Source organism: Dactylosporangium sp. NPDC050688, from assembly GCF_040654515.1.
In the GTDB taxonomy this organism is placed as follows: domain Bacteria; phylum Actinomycetota; class Actinomycetes; order Mycobacteriales; family Micromonosporaceae; genus Dactylosporangium.
The window spans coordinates 40459-59338 of the sequence record NZ_JBFAIC010000016.1 but is presented as its reverse complement, the minus strand read 5'-3'; the positions used below and the strand labels follow the sequence as shown (position 1 = coordinate 59338).

The 18880-nt window shown below is 72.9% G+C and carries 19 protein-coding genes; 10 read left to right on the top strand and 9 right to left on the bottom strand.

Annotation, left to right across the window (positions count from 1 at the left end; translation table 11 throughout):
* Window positions 1-13 precede the first annotated feature (13 nt).
* A complete protein-coding gene (locus AB0H83_RS17890; RefSeq protein WP_360094452.1) occupies window positions 14-358 on the bottom strand; it encodes a VOC family protein in 345 nt (114 codons plus the stop codon).
* 85 nt (window positions 359-443) lie between these two features.
* On the opposite strand from AB0H83_RS17890, the gene AB0H83_RS17885 reads away from it, so the two are divergent.
* The 3 genes from AB0H83_RS17885 (at window position 444) to AB0H83_RS17875 (ending at window position 2693) form a co-directional block, all read left to right on the top strand.
* Entirely contained in the window at window positions 444-1310 is an 867-nt protein-coding gene (locus AB0H83_RS17885; RefSeq protein WP_360094449.1) for a sigma-70 family RNA polymerase sigma factor, read from the top strand.
* 269 nt (window positions 1311-1579) lie between these two features.
* The gene (locus AB0H83_RS17880; protein ID WP_360094446.1) at window positions 1580-1954 is read left to right on the top strand and encodes a VOC family protein; all 375 of its coding nucleotides are present in this window, start codon (window positions 1580-1582) and stop codon (window positions 1952-1954) included.
* A 283-nt stretch (window positions 1955-2237) separates the two neighbouring features.
* Window positions 2238-2693 carry a carboxymuconolactone decarboxylase family protein gene (locus AB0H83_RS17875; RefSeq protein WP_360094443.1) on the top strand — a complete coding sequence of 152 codons (456 nt, stop codon included), beginning with the start codon at window positions 2238-2240 and terminating at the stop codon, window positions 2691-2693.
* Between the two features lie 50 nt (window positions 2694-2743).
* Here the strand turns inward: AB0H83_RS17875 and AB0H83_RS17870 are convergent, their stop codons facing one another.
* From AB0H83_RS17870 to AB0H83_RS17840, 7 genes are all read right to left on the bottom strand, one after another.
* Window positions 2744-3871, bottom strand: coding sequence for a ScyD/ScyE family protein (locus AB0H83_RS17870; protein ID WP_360094441.1), 1128 nt, complete (start codon window positions 3869-3871; stop codon window positions 2744-2746).
* Window positions 3872-3956: 85 nt separating this feature from the next.
* Window positions 3957-5912, bottom strand: a complete 1956-nt coding sequence (locus tag AB0H83_RS17865; RefSeq protein ID WP_360094438.1) for an FAD-dependent monooxygenase — start codon at window positions 5910-5912, stop codon at window positions 3957-3959.
* Window positions 5913-5931: 19 nt separating this feature from the next.
* Window positions 5932-6294, bottom strand: coding sequence for a 4Fe-4S dicluster-binding protein (locus tag AB0H83_RS17860; RefSeq protein ID WP_360094435.1), 363 nt, complete (start codon window positions 6292-6294; stop codon window positions 5932-5934).
* Window positions 6295-6639: 345 nt separating this feature from the next.
* The gene (locus tag AB0H83_RS17855; RefSeq protein WP_279327169.1) at window positions 6640-7245 is read right to left on the bottom strand and encodes a response regulator transcription factor; all 606 of its coding nucleotides are present in this window, start codon (window positions 7243-7245) and stop codon (window positions 6640-6642) included.
* Window positions 7246-7666: 421 nt separating this feature from the next.
* On the bottom strand, window positions 7667-8428 hold the full coding sequence (locus AB0H83_RS17850; RefSeq protein ID WP_360094432.1) for a gamma-glutamyl-gamma-aminobutyrate hydrolase family protein: 762 nt from the start codon (window positions 8426-8428) through the stop codon (window positions 7667-7669).
* A gap of 152 nt (window positions 8429-8580) precedes the next feature.
* Entirely contained in the window at window positions 8581-9276 is a 696-nt protein-coding gene (locus AB0H83_RS17845) for an antibiotic biosynthesis monooxygenase family protein (protein WP_360094429.1), read from the bottom strand.
* 35 nt (window positions 9277-9311) lie between these two features.
* Window positions 9312-10826: an FAD-dependent monooxygenase gene (locus tag AB0H83_RS17840; protein ID WP_360094426.1), complete on the bottom strand. Its 1515-nt coding sequence runs from the start codon at window positions 10824-10826 to the stop codon at window positions 9312-9314.
* Window positions 10827-10948: 122 nt separating this feature from the next.
* Here AB0H83_RS17840 and AB0H83_RS17835 point away from each other — a divergent pair, with 122 nt between their 5' ends.
* On the top strand, window positions 10949-11389 hold the full coding sequence (locus AB0H83_RS17835; protein ID WP_360094423.1) for a nuclear transport factor 2 family protein: 441 nt from the start codon (window positions 10949-10951) through the stop codon (window positions 11387-11389).
* A 66-nt stretch (window positions 11390-11455) separates the two neighbouring features.
* Here the strand turns inward: AB0H83_RS17835 and AB0H83_RS17830 are convergent, their stop codons facing one another.
* Window positions 11456-12349: a ParB/RepB/Spo0J family partition protein gene (locus AB0H83_RS17830; RefSeq protein ID WP_360094420.1), complete on the bottom strand. Its 894-nt coding sequence runs from the start codon at window positions 12347-12349 to the stop codon at window positions 11456-11458.
* 387 nt (window positions 12350-12736) lie between these two features.
* On the opposite strand from AB0H83_RS17830, the gene AB0H83_RS17825 reads away from it, so the two are divergent.
* From AB0H83_RS17825 to AB0H83_RS17800, 6 genes are all read left to right on the top strand, one after another.
* Window positions 12737-13855 carry a methyltransferase gene (locus AB0H83_RS17825; RefSeq protein WP_360094417.1) on the top strand — a complete coding sequence of 373 codons (1119 nt, stop codon included), beginning with the start codon at window positions 12737-12739 and terminating at the stop codon, window positions 13853-13855.
* Window positions 13852-15387, top strand: a complete 1536-nt coding sequence (locus tag AB0H83_RS17820) for an FAD-dependent monooxygenase (RefSeq protein ID WP_360094414.1) — start codon at window positions 13852-13854, stop codon at window positions 15385-15387. The genes AB0H83_RS17825 and AB0H83_RS17820 overlap by 4 nt, the downstream gene beginning before the upstream one ends.
* 15 nt (window positions 15388-15402) lie before the next feature.
* Window positions 15403-15753 carry a TcmI family type II polyketide cyclase gene (locus tag AB0H83_RS17815; protein ID WP_360094411.1) on the top strand — a complete coding sequence of 117 codons (351 nt, stop codon included), beginning with the start codon at window positions 15403-15405 and terminating at the stop codon, window positions 15751-15753.
* Window positions 15750-17039 carry a beta-ketoacyl-[acyl-carrier-protein] synthase family protein gene (locus tag AB0H83_RS17810; RefSeq protein WP_360094408.1) on the top strand — a complete coding sequence of 430 codons (1290 nt, stop codon included), beginning with the start codon at window positions 15750-15752 and terminating at the stop codon, window positions 17037-17039. The genes AB0H83_RS17815 and AB0H83_RS17810 overlap by 4 nt, the downstream gene beginning before the upstream one ends.
* Before the next feature lie 296 nt (window positions 17040-17335).
* Window positions 17336-18547, top strand: a complete 1212-nt coding sequence (locus AB0H83_RS17805; protein ID WP_360094405.1) for a ketosynthase chain-length factor — start codon at window positions 17336-17338, stop codon at window positions 18545-18547.
* Window positions 18548-18587: 40 nt separating this feature from the next.
* Window positions 18588-18848, top strand: a complete 261-nt coding sequence (locus AB0H83_RS17800) for an acyl carrier protein (protein ID WP_360094402.1) — start codon at window positions 18588-18590, stop codon at window positions 18846-18848.
* Window positions 18849-18880: the final 32 nt, after the last annotated feature.

Below are 18880 nucleotides of genomic sequence, written 5' to 3'. Positions count from 1 at the left end.
CTCGCTGCGGTGGCTAGGCCGGCTGCAGCAGGCCGATGACGTTGCCGTCGGCGTCGGCGAGCGTGGCGATGAGCTTGCCGCCGCCGACGTCCTTGACGTCCTCGGTGACCGTCGCGCCGGCCGCCTTGAGGGCGTCGACCCGCCCGTGGATGTCGCTCACGTGCCAGTAGCTGACCGGGCCGGTCATGCCCTTGCTGTGGCCGTTGGGGTCCAGGCCGAGATCCTGGCCCTTGGCGTCGAACTGCACGTAGTAGGGCTGGTCCATGATCGGGTCCGTCTCGAGCAGCGCGGAGAACACCGCCTTGGCCTTCTCGAGGTCCCGGACCGGGTAGATCACGGTCTTGATGCCTTCGGACATGCCGTCGCTCCTTGCGTACGTGTCACATGTGCAGTGACAGATCGGTCAACAGATACGACAGGTCGAGACGGGAGAATGTGACGCGATGAATCACGACGAATGGTTGGCGGAGCACTTCGAGAGCCACCGGCCGCAGCTGCTGTCAGCCGCCCGCCGCCTGCTCGGATCGGGCAGCGACGCCGACGACGCCATCCAGGACGCGTGGATCCGCATCAGTCGCGCCGATACCAGTGGCGTGGAGAATCCGGCCGGATGGATGACCACGGTCGTGGCACGCGTCTGTTTCGACATGCTCCGCGCGCGCCGGTCGTGGCAGTACGCGCCGAGCGGCGACCCGGAGCCGGTCGCGGACCCGACCGAGGCCGACCCGGAGCAGCGGGCCGTCGAGGCCGACCTCGTCGGGGTGGCGCTGCTGGTGGTCCTGGAGACCCTGACCCCGCCGGAGCGCCTCGCGTTCGTCCTGCACGACGTGTTCGGCCTGCCGTTCAACGAGGTCGCGCCGATCGTCGGGCGGTCGCCCGCGGCGACCCGGCAGCTGGCCAGCCGGGCCAGGCGGCGGGTGCGCGGCGCCGAGCACGAGGCGCCGGCCGACCCGCTGCGGCGGGCCACGGTCGTGCAGGCGTTCCTGGCCGCGTCCCGCGCCGGGGACTTCCAGGCGCTGCTGGACCTGCTCGATCCGATGGCCGAGGCGCGCAGCGACGCCGCCGCCGTCAGCATGGGCTCCCTCGACCGGGTGCACGGCGCGGACGCTGTCGCCGAGTTCTTCTCCGGCCGGGCCAAGGCCGCCAAGGCCGCTCTCATCGACGGGCACGCCGGCGCCGTGTGGTCCCATGGCGACACGCTGAAGGTCGCCTTCCTGTTCACCGTCGCCGACGACCGCATCGTGGCGATCGACCTGGTCGCGGACCCGGGCCGGCTGTCGGCGTTCGACGTGGAGCTGGTCGACGCCTGATCGAGCCCTGATCGAGCCCCGGCGGGCCTGGTCAGAGGTCTGATTGAGCCGGCCCGGCACCGGTCGGGCCGAGCCCCCGCCGTACCGGCGGAAAACCGGCCCTGAGCTGCACCGACGCAGCGGAGTCCGGCCCGTGCGCGGCACCCTGCCCCGGGCCGGGGCCGCCGCCTGCCCCCGGTCCCGTCACATCATGCCCCTCCCATCAGTCAATACAGGAGGAGCAGCGAATTTATCGGGCGGTGCGCCCGACGGTGCGAAGGAGAACGACGATGAAGATGAGCAGCATCTCGGGCGTGGTCTGCTACGTCAAAGACCTCGACGAGACCGCGGCCTTCTACGAGAAGCTGGGCTTCCGGCTCAAGCGCGAGGCGAACCAGCTCACGGCCTACGTCAACTGGTTCTGGATCATCTTCCGGGAGCAGGACGCGGAGGAGCGGCCCGGCGGCGAGTCCGAGGCGTACCGCGCCAACCGCGGCTCCGGCACCTACCTGTACATCAAGGTCGAGGACATCCAGGAGTTCTACGAGGGCGTGCAGGCGTTGGGCCTGAAGCCCACCACCGAGCCGACGAAGAAGTCCGGCATGCTGGAGTTCGAGCTGCCGGACCCGGACGGGTACAACCTCGTCTTCTTCTGGAAGAAGTAGCCCTCGTGCCGTGTGGACGCCGCCGGTCCGCCGCGACGACAGTCGTGGCCGGCGGCGTCTCGCGTACCCGGCACCCTGCTGCGGGTCACGCCGCCGGCGACGGCGTCGCCGACCGTGATCCGCCGGGGTGCCGGGCAGCCACCCGGAGCCCCGTGCCGCACACACGGGCCCGGGCCGGGCGCGGCACCGCACAGACCTGGCACCGGGGCGACCGCCGTGCGGCCCGCGTGCCCGGCGGCCGGCGCAGCCGGCCCGCCAACGCAGGACATGGAGGCGACGGTTCATGAATCCCCGTATGCAGCATCCGGCCGCCCTGGTGCCGGGTGCGCTCGACGCGCTGTACGCCCTCGGCGTGGCGACCCGCAACTGCGGCCTGCCCCCGCGGCTGATCGGGCTCGTCCAGCTGCGCGCGAGCCAGATCAACGGCTGCGTCGTGACCATGGACAGCCATCCGAAGCTGCTGCAGGCCAGCGGTGAGGCGCAGGAGCGGCTCGACGCGGTGGCCGGCTGGCGCTCCACGGGGCTGTTCACCCCGGCCGAGCGTTCGGCGCTGGCGCTGACCGAGGCGGTCACCCGGCTCGCCGACACGGACGACCCGGTGCCCGACGAGATCTGGGCCGAGGCGACCCGCCACTACGACCAGGTCAACCTCGCCGGTCTGCTGCTGGCCATCTCCACCATCACGCTGTGGAACCAGCTGAACGTGGCGACCCGGCAGGTCGCCGGCGTCTGGGAGTGAAACCGGCGGTGCCCCGGCCGGCAGGCCGGGGCACCGCGGGTCATCGGTCGTCAGATCCGGAAGCGCCAGACCTGGCCGCTGCTGTCCACGTCGGGCAGGCCGAGGCCGGTCTCCGGCGCGGTGGAGTACGCCGCGACGTAGAGCGTGTCACCGCTGATCGCCAGGCCCGCCGGGAACGGCACGCTGAGGTCGGTGCGGGTGCCGTCGCGGCCGATCTTCGTCACCTTGCCGGCGAAGAGCTGGCTGGCGTAGAGGGCGCCGTGCCGGTCGATCGCGACGCTGGTGACGCCGGTGAGGTCGCCCCAGACCTGCAGGACCTTCCCGGTGCGGCCGTCGAGCTTGTAGATCCGGCCGCTGTTGGGGCTGAAGTTGCCCAGGGCGCTGACGTAGATCGCGCCGGCGCGGTCCACGGTCAGGCCGGTCGGCACCGGGTCGCAGCCGGTGGTGCCGTTGTCGTTGGGCTTGCCGGCGCACAGCCCGTCCTGGATGTTCGGCAGCACCGCGAACGTGCTGAGCCGGCCGTTGCGCCACTGCAGCACATCGTTGGCGGCGGCGTCGGCGATGAGCGTGCGGCCCGGCAGCTCCAGCAGCGCGTACGGGTTGGACTCCGGCAGCTGGCCGTCGGGGTCCTGGGCGTACTCGTAGGCGGCGATGTCGGCGACGATGCGGGGCTTGCCCAGCAGCCGCGACTGCAGCAGGGTGCCGTAGGTCGACTTGTCGATCGACTCGGGCACGGCCACGTGCGGCTCGTCGACGACCGCGACCTGGATGTCGAGCAGGTTGCCGGCGACGGCCTGCGAGCCGGTGGCCGAGGCGCCCTTCGGGTTGGCGCCGGACAGCAGGCCCGTCAGCACGCGGATCGGCGTGCTGCCCTGCTGCACCGCCGGGAACGGCACCCAGCTGACCGAGCCGGTGTAGCCGATGCAGGTCTCGTTGGCGGTCTCGCCGCCGGGCGCGGCCACGCACTGGGCGCCGCCGCGGCCGGCCTCGGCGACGAGCAGGCCGCCGGTGTCGGTGACGGAGATCTGCCGCGGGTTGTTGAGCCCCTTCACCACGACCGTCGGGCCGGCGGTGCCGGTCGTGGTGCCGGTCGCGGCGGCGGGGGCGGCCGGCAGCAGCGCGGCGGCGAGGGCGGTGACGCCGAGGCCGGCGAGGGTGAGCTTGGTGCGTCGTTGCATGTCGTCTCCAAAGGCGTGTCGGGCCGGTCCCGGCGCTGTCCGCCGGGACCGGATGTGCTCGATGTGACGGTCGGACGGGCGGTGGTCAGCGCAGGGCGGGTTCGCGGGACAGGTTCAGCCGCCACGAGACGCCGAAGCGGTCGGTCACCCAGGCGAAGCGGGCGCTGAAGCCGTACGTGCCGGGCGGCATGAGGACCTCGCCGCCCTCGGCCAGGGCGGTGAAGAGCCGGTCGATCTCCGCCTCGCTCTGGCACTGCACGTACATGGCCATCGCCGGGTTGAACGTGAGCTCCGCCCAGTTGGCGTGGTCGTGGCCGCGGGCGCCGGCGGGCGGCATGTTGATGCACATGACCTGCTGGCCGCCGAGGGAGAACAGCGCGTGCTGCAGGGTGCCCTCGGTCCAGCCGGGCTCGCCTTCGCGGGCGCGGATCACCTTGACGACGTGGGAGTCGTCGAACGCGGACAGGTACAGGTTCATGGCCTCCTCGGCGTCGTGCCGGTACGCCAGGAAGGTGGTGATCTTCTGCGGCGGCACGGCGACGGCGGCCGGCTGCGCGGCCTCGGCCGCGGCGGGCGTCTCGACGGCCGTGGCGGCGGATTCGCCGAACCAGCGGCCCAGTGCCGCCTGGACGGGCTGCGTGCTGCGCGAGGTCCACACCACGTGGCCGTCGGGGCGCAGCAGCACCGCGGCGGGCAGGTCGGCGCCGGTGGCGCCCCAGCGGCCGGTGACGACGTCGACCCGGTCGCCCCAGGCGGCGGCGGCCGTGGCCGGCGTCAGGTCGGCGCCGGTGACGACGAGCACGCCCCGGCCGCGGCGCAGCAGCTCGAACACCCGGGTCGGCTGCCCGTCGGCGGTGACCACGGGACTGTCGGCCAGGCGCAGGCCGGCGAGCGGGTCGTCGTCGCCGACGTCGTAGCGCACGTCCAGGCCGCTGACCATGCCGGCGAGCAGCCGCGCCGGCTCGGGCAGGGCGACGATCTCGCCGAGCACCTGGCGCAGCGGGTCCATCTCGGTGGCGGCCAGATAGAGCAGGCCCTGGGCGCGGGTGTTGCGCAGCAGCCGCTGCCCGACCGGGTGCCGCTCGGTGTGGTAGGTGTCCAGCAGCTGCGGCGGCGCCCAGCCGGCGACCGTGGCGGCCAGCTTCCAGCCCAGGTTCACGGCGTCCTGGACGCCGACGCTGAGGCCCTGGGCGCCCGCGGGCAGGTGGATGTGCGCGCTGTCGCCGACGAGCAGCACGCGGCCCTTGCGGTACTGCGCCGCCTGCCGGGCCGAGTCGGTGAAGGAGCTGATCCAGCGGGCCCGGCCGGCGTGGATGGACTCGCCGGTCAGCTTCAGCCAGGTGTCGGCGAGCTCCTCGAACGTCGGGGTGGGGCCATCCGGCGGCGGTGCGATGTCCTCGTGGATGGTGATGCGGTCGACGCCGTCGTCGAGCCGTGCGGCCATCACCATGCCGTTGGTGACCCGCTCGCCGATGTATCGGGGGCGCACGTCGGCGCCGATGATGTCGGCCAGGTACATGCCGCGGGTCGGCGCGGTGCCGGGGAAGTCGATGCCGGCCAGGCGCCGGATGAGGCTCCGGCCGCCGTCGCAGCCGACCAGGTACCGGCTGCGGTGCTGGAACCGGCCGAGCGGGCCGTCGACGGTCACCGTGACGCCCTCGTCGTCCTCGGTGTAGCCCAGCACGCTGTACCCGCGGCGGATCCGGGCGCCGAGCTCGGTCGCCCACTCCTCGAGGCCGCGCTCGACGCGGTACTGGGGCACCGCCCGCACGCCGAAGTGGTTGTCGGCGAGCTTGGTGAAGTCGATGCGCACGCCGCCGAAGTGGCCCTGCTCGCCCGGCTCGATCTTGCCGAAGCGGGTCAGCACGCCGCGCGTGTCGAAGACCTCGGCGGCGCGGGCGGTGAAGCCGATGCCGCGCGACTCGACGGCCGGCGCGGGCCGCTGCTCGAAGATGACCACATCGATGCCGTGCAGCCGCAGCTCCGCGCCGAGCATGAGCCCGACCGGGCCGGCGCCCGCGATGACAATGGCACTGTCCACTGTGTACTCCTGTCGTGGGTCAGGGAACTCGGGGGGTCGGCGCTGACGCGGCGCCGGCGCGGTCGGTCAGCTCGACCAGCGACCACACGTCGTCGGTGGACGGCCGCCAGTCCTCGTCGACGTAGATGCAGTCGACCGGGCAGACCACGACGCACGCCGGGCAGCCCGAGCACAGCTCCGGGACGATGACGACGTCGAGGCCGCGGTCGAAGATGGCGCCGAACTCCGGCGGGCAGTGCCGCAGGCAGGTGTCGCAGGTGATGCACTCGGTCGTCTCGATCCGGCGGGGCGGTTTCCGCCAGGAGGCGAGGCGTGACTGCTGGGCGATGCGCTCGGATCTCGGCGCCTGGTTCCTGGGTGGGATCTCGCTCGGCCAGGGCATGTTCACTCCCGCTCTCACAGCCGGGGCCGGCTGTGGCGTCGTGGTGGCGCCGATGAGTCTGGCAGCGCCCAGGACATGCGGGAAAGCGTTCAAATAGCGGCTATCGAACGCTCAAAAGTCCACTATGGACACAAAAAAATCGGCCGCCGTCACGGTTTTGGCCGGACGGCGGCGCGAAGGGTGGGAGGGGGACCGGGCCGGGCGGCGGGACAGCCTCGACGCCGGGAGCTGCCACGCGTCGGGGCGTGGCGGGCCGTGGCGGAGGGGTGCCGTCGCCGGGACGGGATCCGCATCGACTGCAGCGGTGGGTGGGGGGAGGTGGTGCGCCGCGGGGCAGTGCCCGGGTCAGGGAATCCAGCCTTGCGAGTGGGCGATGCGGGCCGCATCGACGCGGTTGCGGGCGTTGAGCTTGATGACGATGGTGGTGAGGTAGTTGCGCACGGTGCCGACTGACAGGCGCAGCTTCTCGGCGATCTCGTCGGCGCCGGCGCCGTCGGCGATCTGGCGCAGCACCTGGGTCTCCCGCGCCGAGAGCGGGTTCTCGCCCACCTCGTAGGCGGAGATGGCCAGGTGGGGGTCCATGACCCGCACGCCGGCGGCCACTTCGCGGATGGCCTCGGCGAGCCGGGTCGACGGCGCCGCCTTGAGCAGGAAACCCGACACCGCCACTGTGAGCGCCCGCCGCACGGTGGCGGGGCGGTCGTCGGTGGTGAGGATGAGGGTTTTGCACGAAGGCAGTTCCTGGCGCAGCCGCGCGGCGGCGGTTAGTCCGTCCAGGCCGGGCAGGTCGATGTCAATGATGGCGACGTCCGGCCGGCAGATCCTGGCTCGTGGAAGAATGTAATCTCCACGGTCGACTTCGGCCACCACGCACAGATCGGATTCTTGTTCGATCAGCGCCACGAATGCTCCGCGTACCATATGGAGATCCCCGGCGACAAGTACCCTCACGATGTCCACGGGGTGATCCAAGGGGTTGCGGGCCGGACACCGAGGGTCGCCCGTAACCGGCTGAGGGACGCCGGTCGCGGCCGCGCCGCAGGCGCGGTCCCCGGCCGATGGAAGCCCTCACGCGATCGACGGTGATACGTACCCAATCCCTCCATCATTGACCCCTCCATTGAAGATTGACAATGAATCCGCCCATCTGGGCGTCTTATCTGGTTCCGCGGCAACCGCTTCGCGGGGGCCCGTGCCATGAGGAAAGTACCGACCGGTTCGGGATGTCGAACGTGACGAATACTAGTTGATGCCTGTCACTATGGCGAGCACCTGCAATGTGGCTGGCCCGGCAGTTGAGTGCTCCGGGACGGCGCCGCGGGACCGCCCGAATCCGGCTGGATGCGGACCAGTCATGTGCAATTTATCTCGGTCAAAAACGCCCATTAACCCTGCATACGTCGACAAATGCGCCGAACAGTTCCTTACCGGCACCGCCGCGCTCCGCGTGCCACTGCACGCCGACCGCGAAGTCCTGGCCGGCCACCTCGATGGCCTCGATGACGCCGTCCGCGGCCCACGCCGACGGCTCGATGCCGAACCCGACCTTGTCGATGCCCTGGTGGTGGTGGCACGGCACGGTGAGCTCGTCGACGCCCAGCAGCTCGCCCAGCCGGCTGGACGGGTCCAGGACGACCGGCTCGTCGCCGTAGCCGTTGCCGGGCGGCAGGTGCCGGTCGTGGCCGACCAGCTCCGGCAGGTGCTGGTGCAGGGTGCCGCCACGCAGCACGTTGAGCAGCTGGGCGCCCCGGCAGATGCCCAGCACCGGCGTGCCGGCGTTCAGCGCGGCCTCCAGCAGCGCCAGCTCCGCCAGGTCCCGCTCGGGATTGATCCCGCGGGACCTTGGGTGCGGGTCGGCCGCGTAGAGCGCCGGGTCGACGTCCGGGCCGGGCAGCAGGAGCAGCCCGTCGAGGCGCCGTACCACCGACTCGATCCCCGGCAGCGGCGGCAGCAGGACCGGCCGCCCGCCGGCCGCGGCCACGCCGTCGACGAACTGGCTCGCGGCGAACGTGGCGGTGATGTCGAACACCGCGACGTGGATCGGCCCGCTGTGCGCGCTGATGCCGATCACCGGGGCCGATTCGGCGGTGCGGGCCGATGCCGGGCCGGTGCCCGGCTGGTTCAGGACTGCCATGGGAATCCTCTCGGAGGCGCCGCCCGGCGGCGCCGGACGGGACAGGGCGGTGGGACGGGCCGATCCCGGCAGGGTCCGGCCCCGCCACCGCGACCGGCCGGGTGGCCGGACGGGGTGGCGGGGCGGGTGGGATGCGCCGGACGCGGTCCGGTTCAGGCGGCGGCAGACCGGGTGTGGATGACCCGGTAGCCGTTCCAGTCGCTGGCCGTGACCAGCTTCGCCAGGGTGGCGTGGCTGTCGCGGCGGCGCGGGGACTGGTGCTCGGGGTCGGTCCCGCGGAACGTCAGGTACGCCGCGCGGCTGGCCCACTGCGAGTAGCTCAGCACGAACGAGCCGTCCATGCCCTGCGCGCGGTCGCCCTGCAGCGCCGTCTGCGAGCGGAAGCCGGGCGTCTCGACGAGCCAGTCCTGCGCCTCGGCGAGGAGCGCGACGACCTCGTCGCGGTGCTCGGGGGCGACCCGCATGATCTCGATGACGGTGTAGTCGTCGCGGTCGGGCGAGATCTCGGTGACCTCACCCTGCTCCGGGTGGCGCAGCGAGAAGGCGACCTCCGTCTGCAGCAGCCGGATCGAGGTCGTCATCTCGCCGAACAGCGGCAGCGTGCGGTGCTTGAACTCGTCACCGGCGTAGCGGGCCTGCAGGTCGACGCCGCTGCGCCACTGGATGAAGTTCGCCGTGCCGGGCTTCTCGATGCCGGCGTGCACGGTGCTGGAGATCCAGCCCGGGAACGCGGCGGTGTCGACGATCTCGCGCATCGCGCCGATGAGGCGCTCCTGCTTCTCCTCGGTGTCGGTGCCGAACAGGTTGACCACGGTGAGGTAGCCGTTGTCGGGGTTGATCACGGGCATGACAGCTCCTGTCTCGCAACGGGTGACGGGTTGGTTCAGGCGGTACGGGCGGGGATGCGGGCGGCACCGAACCAGCGGCCCAGGACGGCCTTGAGCGACTCGGCGCCGGCGTTGTGCGCGCCGACCCAGCAGACGTAGCCGTCGGGGCGCACCAGGACCGCCGGCAGGCCGGCGAGGCCGCCGTCGGCGTCGGGGTCGGCCGCGGCGGTGACCACGTCGACCCGGTCGGACCAGCCGGCGGCGGCGTCGCGCAGCCAGACGCTGTCGGCGAGGTCGAGCAGGACCGCGCGGGCGCCGTGCAGGTGCTCGAACGTCGTGCTCGAGGTCCCCGCCCGGTGGTGCAGCGGCACGTTCGGCAGGCGGCGGCCCAGCAGCGGGTGCCCGCCCGGGCCGGTGTCGTGGCCGACGTCGTGGCGGATGTCCAGGCCGGTGACCATGCCGGCGAGCGTGCGCTGGGCCTGCTCACTGGTCATCAGCTCGGCGAACACCTCCCGCAGCGGGTCCATCTCCGGGCCGGACAGGTAGAGGGTGCGCTGCGCCAGGGTGTTGGCGATGACCCGCGCCGCGACGGGCCGCCGCTCGGTCTCGTACGTGTCGAGCAGGTCCGCCGGCGCGTGGCCGTGCACGGCGGCGGCGAGCTTCCAGCCGAGGTTCACCGCGTCCTGGATGCCGGCGCTCATGCCCTGCCCGCCGATCGGCAGGTGGATGTGCGCGGCGTCGCCGGCCAGGAAGACCCGGCCCTTGCGGTACTGCGCGGCGAGCCGGCTCGCGTCGGTGAACCAGCTGACCCACGCCGGCCGGCCACCGTGGATGTCCTCGCCGGTGAGGCGCTGCCAGGCGTCGGCGACCTCGGCGAAGGTCGGCGGCTCCGAGCTGCGGCGCAGCCCGGTGGCGCGCTCGTGGACCACGACCCGCTGCAGCTGCGGGCCCAGCGGCAGCACCATGACCATGCCGCCGGGAACCCGCTCGCCGGAGAAGCGGGGGCGCAGCCCGACGCCGGCGACGTCGGCGAGCCACATCTCCAGCGTCGCCTCGTTGCCGGGGAAGTCGATGCCGGCCAGGCGCCGCACCGTGCTGCGGGCGCCGTCGCAGCCGACCACGTACTTCGCCCGGAACTGCACCTGCCGCTCCGGGGTGTCGGCGGTGACGGTCACGCCGTCGTCGTCCTGCTCCACGGCGACCACGGTGTGCTGGCGGCGCAGGTCCGCGCCGAGCCCGGTGGCGTGCCCGGCGAGGATCGTCTCGGTGCGCGACTGCGGGATGCCCCGGGCGCCGTACGAGCCGCCCGGCAGGACCCGGAAGTCCAGCGGCAGGCCGCCGAAGTGGCCGACCGGGATCGTGTCCACCCCGCCGAAACGGGGCAGCAGGCCGCGCTGGTCGAACTCCTCGATGGTGCGGGCGGAGAAGCCGAGCGCGCGTGACTGGCGGGTCGGCTCCGTGTGCTGTTCCAGGACGGTCACCTCGACGTTCGCCAGCCGCAGTTCCGCGGCCAGCATGAGGCCGCTCGGGCCGCCGCCAACAATGACGACCTCCGATTCTGTTGCTTTCATCCCGTGCTCTCCCATCGTTGAGTGGCCACAAATGTAGCGACCGGAAAGTGGTGCACAACGGCGGTCGGCGCTGCAGTTGAACGGGCTGTACGGGCGCCTCGGCCGACGGCGATAGTGGCGGCATGAATCGACGCGAAGCGCAGGCCGCCGTGGCCGAATTGTTCGGCCGTTATCTGATGACACTGGACACCGTCAAACTGGATCCAGAATGGGCGTCGTGGATGTTCACGCCGGATGTCGTCATCGAATTTCCGATGAGCCGGCACGAGGGAATCGAAGGGGTCGCGGAGTATCACGCGCAGTCGCTGGCGCCGTTCGCGGCCACCCAGCACCTGAGCTCGCCGCCGGTCGTCGACCCGGTGGGGGACACCGGCGCGGACTTCTCCGCGCACGTGGTGTCGATCCACGTGCACCGCACCGCCGGGACCTCGGCGCCGGCCAGGTTCAGCGCCGGGACGATCGCCACCGGCGAGGCCCGGCTCACCCCGGCCGGCTGGCGGCTGCGGCGGCTGTCGCTGCAGGTCGTCTGGACCGAGGGGCACCCGCGGAGCGCGGACGCGTAGCCGGTGCCCGGCATGACGGCCGGTGTTCGACTGCGTATCCAGCGTGGTCGAACACGGCCGGGCGGGTCATCCCGCCTCGTCGAGCCGGGTCCGCATCCGCTCCGCCGCGTCGGTGAGCCCCTCGGCGTAGCACTGCGCGAACTCGATCAGGGTGTACCAGCTGTGCGTCGGCGCCTGCGCGATGAGCTGGTCGCGCGTCTCGGTCTCCTGCACCCGGGCCAGGCACCAGCGCAGCAGCGCCCGCCCCGACTCGTTGAACCGCAGCGCAGGGTCGCGGGTCAGTTGCTCCAGCAGCTCCCGCAGCCGGGCCTGGGCCGCCCCGCGCGGGCGCTCCCGCCGCGGTTCGGGCACCACAGTGCGGCGCCGCTGCCGCTCGGGCACCGGGTCGAGCCCGAGCCGCATCCGCTCGCGCACGTCGCGGGCCGTGCCCAGGGAGATGCCCGCGTCCCGGGCGATGGTGCGCAGCGACGCGTCGGGGTTGGCGGCGATGAACACGCTGGCCGAGCGGCGGCCCTCCGCCCCGCTGACCGGGCGCACCCGCCCGTCGCGGCCCAGCCGGCGGGCCGGCTGCATGGTGCCGTCGTCGATGCGCCGCCGGATCGCCGCGACCGCCTTCGCCGACAGCCCGGCCGCCTTCGCGATGGCCCGGTCCGACCAGCCCGGGTGCTCCACCAGGATGCGGGCCGCGGCGTGGTCGCGGTCCGAGCGCGACAGCGGCAGGCCGTGGCGGATGTTCGTCTCCACCGCGAGCACGAAGACCTGCTCGGCCGGGCCGTCGAAGAAGCGCACCGCGATGCGGTCCTCGCCGCGCAGGCTGGCCGCGCGCAGCCGGTGCATGCCGTCGATGACCCGCATGGTGGCCCGGTGCACGAGGATCGGCGGCAGGTTGGCCTCCGACTCCGCCAGCACCTGGGCGTGCGCCTCGCTCTCGCCCGCAAGCCGCGGCGAATCCGCCGGCAACAATTCCTCCAGCCGCACCAGAACCGGCGCAGAACCGTGGTCCACGTCGATGGATTTCGGTGCTGTTACGGGACGCTCACCGGTCGGCAGTGCCGGGACCGCAAATAGTGTTCTGCTTGCTGGCATGAGGACCGGTCTCCTTAGGGAATGGGTCTCGTCAGAATGCGAGGGGCGTCATCGCATTCGCCGCAATGAGTGCAGATGAAGTTTGCTGGACCGCACCTGGTTTGCCAATCGAAGATGTCACCGCTTGGGCGTGAGAATCTCATGAGGATTGCGTGGCGGGATAACTACTGCACTTCCATGAATGCATCGACACTGGGGGCAGCCGCCGCCGTGGCGCGACATCCGCGCCGCTGCGGCGCACACCTTGACGAAGGAGCCCGCATGTCCGTCGAAACGTTGCCGCCCGCCCAGCTCGCCCGCCTCGCCGACGGCGCCAGGACCGACCTGCGCCGCCTGCAGCAGCGGCTGTCGCCCCCGTCGGCGATGCTGCTGGAGCTCATCCACGGCTCCGTGATCACCCAGTCCCTGTACGTCGCCGCCCAGCTGGGCGTGGCCGACGCGCTGCGCGACGGGCCGCTGTCCGCGCAGGAGCTCGCCTCCCGCGTCCAGTGCGACGCCGACGCGCTGCGCCGCGTGCTGCGGCTGCTCGCCAGCAACGAGGTCTTCATCGAGTACCCCGACGGGTCGTTCGGCCTGACCCCGATGGCCCAGGCGCTGCGCTCCGACGTGGCCGACTCGATGCGCGGCATGGCTGTGCTCATGGGCCACCCGATCCACTGGGAGGACTGGTCGCACCTCATCGACACGGTGCGCACCGGCCAGCCCTGCGTGCCCGCCCTGCGCGGCATGGACGCCTTCTCCTACCTGGCGTCCGAGCCCGAGTACGGCGCGGTCTTCTTCCAGGGCATGGCCAACATGTCGGTGGTCGAGACCCAGCCGATCGTGGAGGGCTGCGACTTCAGCGCGTTCCGCACCATCGTCGACGTCGGCGGCGGTGGCGGCGCCCTGCTGGCCGCGGTGCTGCAGCGGGCCACCGGCTCGCGCGGCGTGCTCTTCGACGCCCGGGCCGAGGCGTTCGGCGCCCACGACATCCTGGCCGCGCACGGCGTCGCCGAGCGCTGCACCATCGCCGCCGGCGACCTGTTCGACCCGGTCACCCCGGGCGCCGACGCGTACGTGCTCAAGCACATCATCCACGACTGGCCGGAGGAGCAGGCGCTGACGATCCTGCGCAACGTCCGCGACGCGATCGCCGACGACGGCCGGATCCTGCTCATGGAGTTCGTGCCGGAGGAGGGCAACGCCCCGCACCCCGGCCGGCTCACCGACCTGATGCTGATGCTGCTGGTCGGCGGCCGTGAGCGCACCGCCCGCCAGTACGCGGAGCTGCTGGACAAGGCCGGCTTCGAGCTGGAGGAAGTGGTCGGCACGACCTCCGCGGTCTCCGTCGTGGTGGGCCGCCCCAAGCCGCGGCACCGCGCCACCGGCGCCGCCGCGTGAGCGCCGTGCGGGCCCGCGGCGGCGTCGTCGACTACGACGTGATCGTGGTCGGCGCCGGGCCGGTCGGGCTGATGCTCGCCGCGGAGCTGCGGCTGGGCGGCGCCACCGTCGCCGTCCTGGAGCGGCTGGAGCAGCCCTCCGGCGAGTCGCGCGGCCTCGGGTTCACCGCCCGCGCCGCCGAGATCTTCGACCAGCGTGGCGTGCTGGACCGGCTCGGCGCGGTCGAGACCAGCCCGATGGGGCACTTCGGCGGCGTGCCGATGGACTACACCCTCATCGAGGGCGGCCACTTCGGCGTGCGGGGCGTGCCCCAGCACCGCATCGAGCGGGCCCTCGCCGAGTGGGCCGTCGAGCTCGGCGTCGCGCTGCTGCGCGGCCGCGACGTCGTGGACATCGAACCCGACGACGCCGGCGTCACGGTCGTCACCGACGCCCGCGACCTGGAGGTCTTCACCGCCGGCTATCTGGTCTGCTGCGACGGCGGGCGCAGCACGCTGCGGCGGATGGCCGGGTTCGACTTCCCCGGCACCGACGCCACCCGCGAGATGTACCTCGCCGACGTCGCCGGCGCGAACATCCGCCCCCGCTTCATCGGCGAGCGCACGGACGCCGGCATGGTCATGTCGGCGCCACTCGGTGAGGGCCTGGACCGGATCATCGTCTGCGAGGACGGCCGGCGGCCGACCGGCCGGTCCACGCCGAGCTGGACCGAGGTCGCCGACGCCTGGCAGCGCATCACCGGCGAGTCGCTGCACGGCGCCGACGCCCGCTGGGTGAGCGCCTTCACCGACACGACGCGGCTCGTCAGCCAGTACCGCCGCGGCCGGGTGCTCATCGCCGGCGACGCCGCGCACGTGCACCTGCCCGCCGGCGGCCAGGGCCTCAGCCTCGGCGTGCAGGACGCGGCCAACCTCGGCTGGAAGCTGGCCGCCACGATCCGCGGCTGGGCGCCCGACGGGCTGCTCGACACGTACCACAGCGAGCGGCACCCGGTCGCGGCCCGCGTCCTGCGCAACACGCTCGCCCAGGGCACGCTGTACCTCACCGGCGCGCACATGGAGCCGATGCGCGAGATCATGCGCGAGCTCATCGCGCAGCCGAGCGTCGTGCGCCTGCTGTCGGGCATGGTCAGCGGCCTCGACATCCGCTACGACATGCCCTACGAGACGGGCGGCGACGAGCCGGTCTGGCTCGGCCGGCGGATGCCGCACCGCACGATCGGCCATGCAGACGGCCAGGCCGACGGCCAGGTCCGGGTCCCGGAGCTGCTGCGGCACGGCCGTGGCGTCCTCATCGACACCACCGGCGACGACGCGGTCGCCGCCGCGGCGGCCCGCTGGGCCGGCCGGGTCGACCTGGTCCACGGCGACTGGGCTCCCGCGCCCGACGGTGTCGAGCCCGCCCCGAAGGCGGTCCTGCTGCGCCCGGACGGCTACATCGCGTGGGTTCCGGGCGCCGGTGAACTCTCCCAGGCGCTGACCGCCTGGTTCGGCGCCGACGACGCCGGACGCCCGTCCGGCCGGCACGACTGAACTGGAGCAGAGAACATGTTCAGCACGCTCATCGTGGCGCGGATGGCCCCCGAGTCCGGGCCGTCGGTCGCCCGCCGCTTCGCCGAGTTCGACGCCAGTGACATGCCGCAGCGCATGGGCACCCGTCGCCGGCAGCTGTTCCAGTACCGCGGCCTCTACTTCCACCTGCAGGACTTCACCGCCGACCACGGCCCGGCCGCGATCGACGCGGTGCGCGACGACCCGGCGTTCGTCGGGATCAGCGAGGACCTCAAGGAGTTCATCGCCGCCTACGACCCGGCCACCTGGCGGTCACCGGCGGACGCGATGGCGACCCGGTTCTACCACTGGTCCGCGGACACCACGGCCGAGGTGGGGCAGCGGTGAGCAGGCCCAGCCCGCACCGGCGCCGCCGGGTCGCGGTCACCGGCATCGGTGTCGTCGCGCCCGGCGCGATCGGCGGGGCCGCGTTCTGGGACCTGCTGAGCTCGGGGCGGACCGCGACCCGCACCATCCGCTCCTTCGACGCCTCACGCTTCCGCTCGCGGGTCGCGGCCGAGATCGACTTCGACCCGGCCGAGCACGGGCTGGCGCCGCAGCTGGTGCGGCGCACCGACCGGGCCACGCAGCTGGCCCTGGTGGCGATGCGCGAGGCCACCGCCGAGTCCGGGCTGGACCTGTCCAGCCTGGACCCGGGCCGCATCGGCGTCACCATCGGCACCGCCGTCGGCGCCACGATGGGCCTGGAGGAGGAGTACCGGGTCGTCAGCGACGACGGCCGGCTGCACGTCGTGGACCACCGCTACACCGTGCCGCACCTGTACAACTACCTCGTGCCCAGCTCGTTCGCGAGCGAGATCGCGTGGGCCAGCGGGGCGCAGGGCCCGGTCGCGGTGGTCTCCACCGGCTGCACGTCGGGGCTGGACTCCGTCGGGCACGCGTACGAGCTGATCCGCGAGGGCTCCGCCGACGTCATGATCACCGGCGCGACCGACGCCCCGATCTCGCCCATCACCCTGGCCTGCTTCGACGCGATCAAGGCCACCACCCCGCGCAACGACGACCCGGAGCACGCCTCCCGGCCGTTCGACGCGACCCGCAACGGGTTCGTCCTCGGCGAGGGCGCGGCGGTGTTCGTGCTGGAGGAGTGGGAGCACGCCCGCCGCCGCTCGGCGCAGGTGCTGGGCGAGATCGCCGGCTTCGGGGCGCGCTGCAACGCCTTCCACATGACCGGCCTGCGCCCGGACGGCCGCGAGATGGCCGAGGCGATCACGGTCGCGCTGGCCGACGCCGGCATGACCCCCGACCGCATCGACTACATCAACGCCCACGGCTCGGGCACCCGGCAGAACGACCGGCACGAGACCGCCGCGTTCAAGCACAGCCTCGGCGAGCACGCGTACCGCACCCCGGTCAGCTCGATCAAGTCCATGATCGGGCACTCGCTCGGCGCGATCGGCTCCCTGGAGATCGCCGCGTCGTTGCTGGCCATGCGGCACAACGTAATCCCGCCGACGGCGAACCTCACCACCCCGGACCCGGAGTGCGACCTGGACTTCGTGCCCAGGGTGGCCCGGGAGCGGCGCACCGACGCGGTGCTCACCGTCGGCAGCGGCTTCGGCGGCTTCCAGAGCGCCATGGTCCTGCGCGACGCCGAGGCGGTGCCGGCATGACCGGCCGGGAGCGCAGCGGAGGTGACGTCATGACCGGCCCGCAGCGGAGCGAGGAGCTGGGCATCATGGGCGCAGTTTCGAGGTCAGGGCGGCGCCGGAGCGCAGCGGAGGTGACGTCATGACCGGCCCGCAGCGGAGCGAGGAGCTGGGCATCATGGGCGCAGTTTCGAGGTCAGGGCGGCGCCGGAGCGCAGCGGAGGTGACGTCATGACCGGCCCGCAGCGGAGCGAGGAGCTGGGCATCATGGGCGCAGTTTCGAGGTCAGGGCGGCCCCGGAGCGCAGCGGAGGTGACGTCATGACCGGGCCGCTCGTCACGGGGATGGGAGTCGTGGCGCCGAACGGGGTCGGGGTCGAGGCGTACTGGTCGGCGGTGCTGGCCGGGGTACCGGCGATCGGCCCGGTCCGCCGGTTCGACGCCTCCGGTTACCCCAGCCGCCTCGCCGCCGAGGTCGACCCCGACGCCGCGGCGCACCTGCCGAGCCGGCTGCTGCCGCAGACCGACCACATGACCCGACTGGCGCTGGTGGCGGCGGAGGCGGCACTGGCCGACGCCGCCGTCGCCCCCGGCACGTACGACCCGTTCGACCAGGGCGTCGTCACCGCCAGCTCGGCCGGCGGCTTCGACTTCGGCCACCGCGAGCTGGAGAAGCTGTGGCGCAGCGGCAACGAGTTCGTCAGCGCGTACCAGTCCTTCGCCTGGTTCTACGCGGTCAACACCGGCCAGATCTCGATCCGGCACGGGCTGAAGGGGCCCAGCGGCGTGATCGTCACCGACGCCGCCGGCGGGCTGGACGCCATCGCGCAGGCGCGCCGGCAGCTGCGCCGCGGCAGCCGGCTCATCGTCGGCGGCGGCGTGGACGGGTCGCTGTGCTCGTGGGGCTGGGTCGCCAAGCAGGCCGGCGGCCGGCTCAGCGAGTCCGACGACCCGGCCCGCGCGTACCTGCCGTTCGACGCCCGGGCCGCCGGGCACGTGCCGGGGGAGGGCGGCGCGATCCTCGTCATCGAGGACGCCGACGCCGCCCGCGGCCGCGGCGCGCCGCGCGTGTACGGCGAGATCGCCGGCTACGGGGCGAGCTTCGACCCGGCGCCGGAGTCCGGCCTCGCATCGACGCTGCACCGGGCGGTGACCGCCGCCCTTACCGACGCGGGCATGGAGCCCGGCGACATCGACGTCGTGTTCGCCGACGGCGCCGCGGTGCCGGAGCTGGACTGGCAGGAGGCGACCCAGATCGCCACGGTGTTCGGGCCGCGCACGGTGCCGGTCACCGTGCCGAAGACCATGTTCGGCCGGCTCGACGCGGGCTCGGCGGCCCTGGACGTCGCCACCGCGCTGCTGGCGATCCGCGACGGGGTCATCCCGGCGACGGTGCACGTCGAGCCGTCGGCCGACTACCCGATCGACCTGGTCGTCGGCGAGCCGGTCCGGCGGCGCATCCGCGCGGCGCTGGTCATCGCCCGCGGCCACGGCGGGTTCAACTCCGCCCTGATCGTCCGGTCCGCGGCCTGAGCGGCACCGGGCACGTAACCACACCCTTCTGGAGGACACCATGACCGGCTCCGTGCTCGATCTTGCCGAACTGCGGCGCATCCTGCGGATCGTCGCCGGCACCGAGCAGGGCGTCGACCTCGACGCCGACATCCTCGACACGTCGTTCAGCGACCTCGGCTACGACTCGCTGGCGCTGCTGGAGGCCGCCGCGCAGATCCTGCGCGAGTTCGGGGTGCGCCTGGACGACGACGCGTTGCTCGACGCGAAGAGCCCGCGGCAGCTGCTGGACCTGGTCAGCACCGCGGACAGCCTCTCGTGAGCACGCTCGCCGTCCCCGCCACCGAGCTGGTC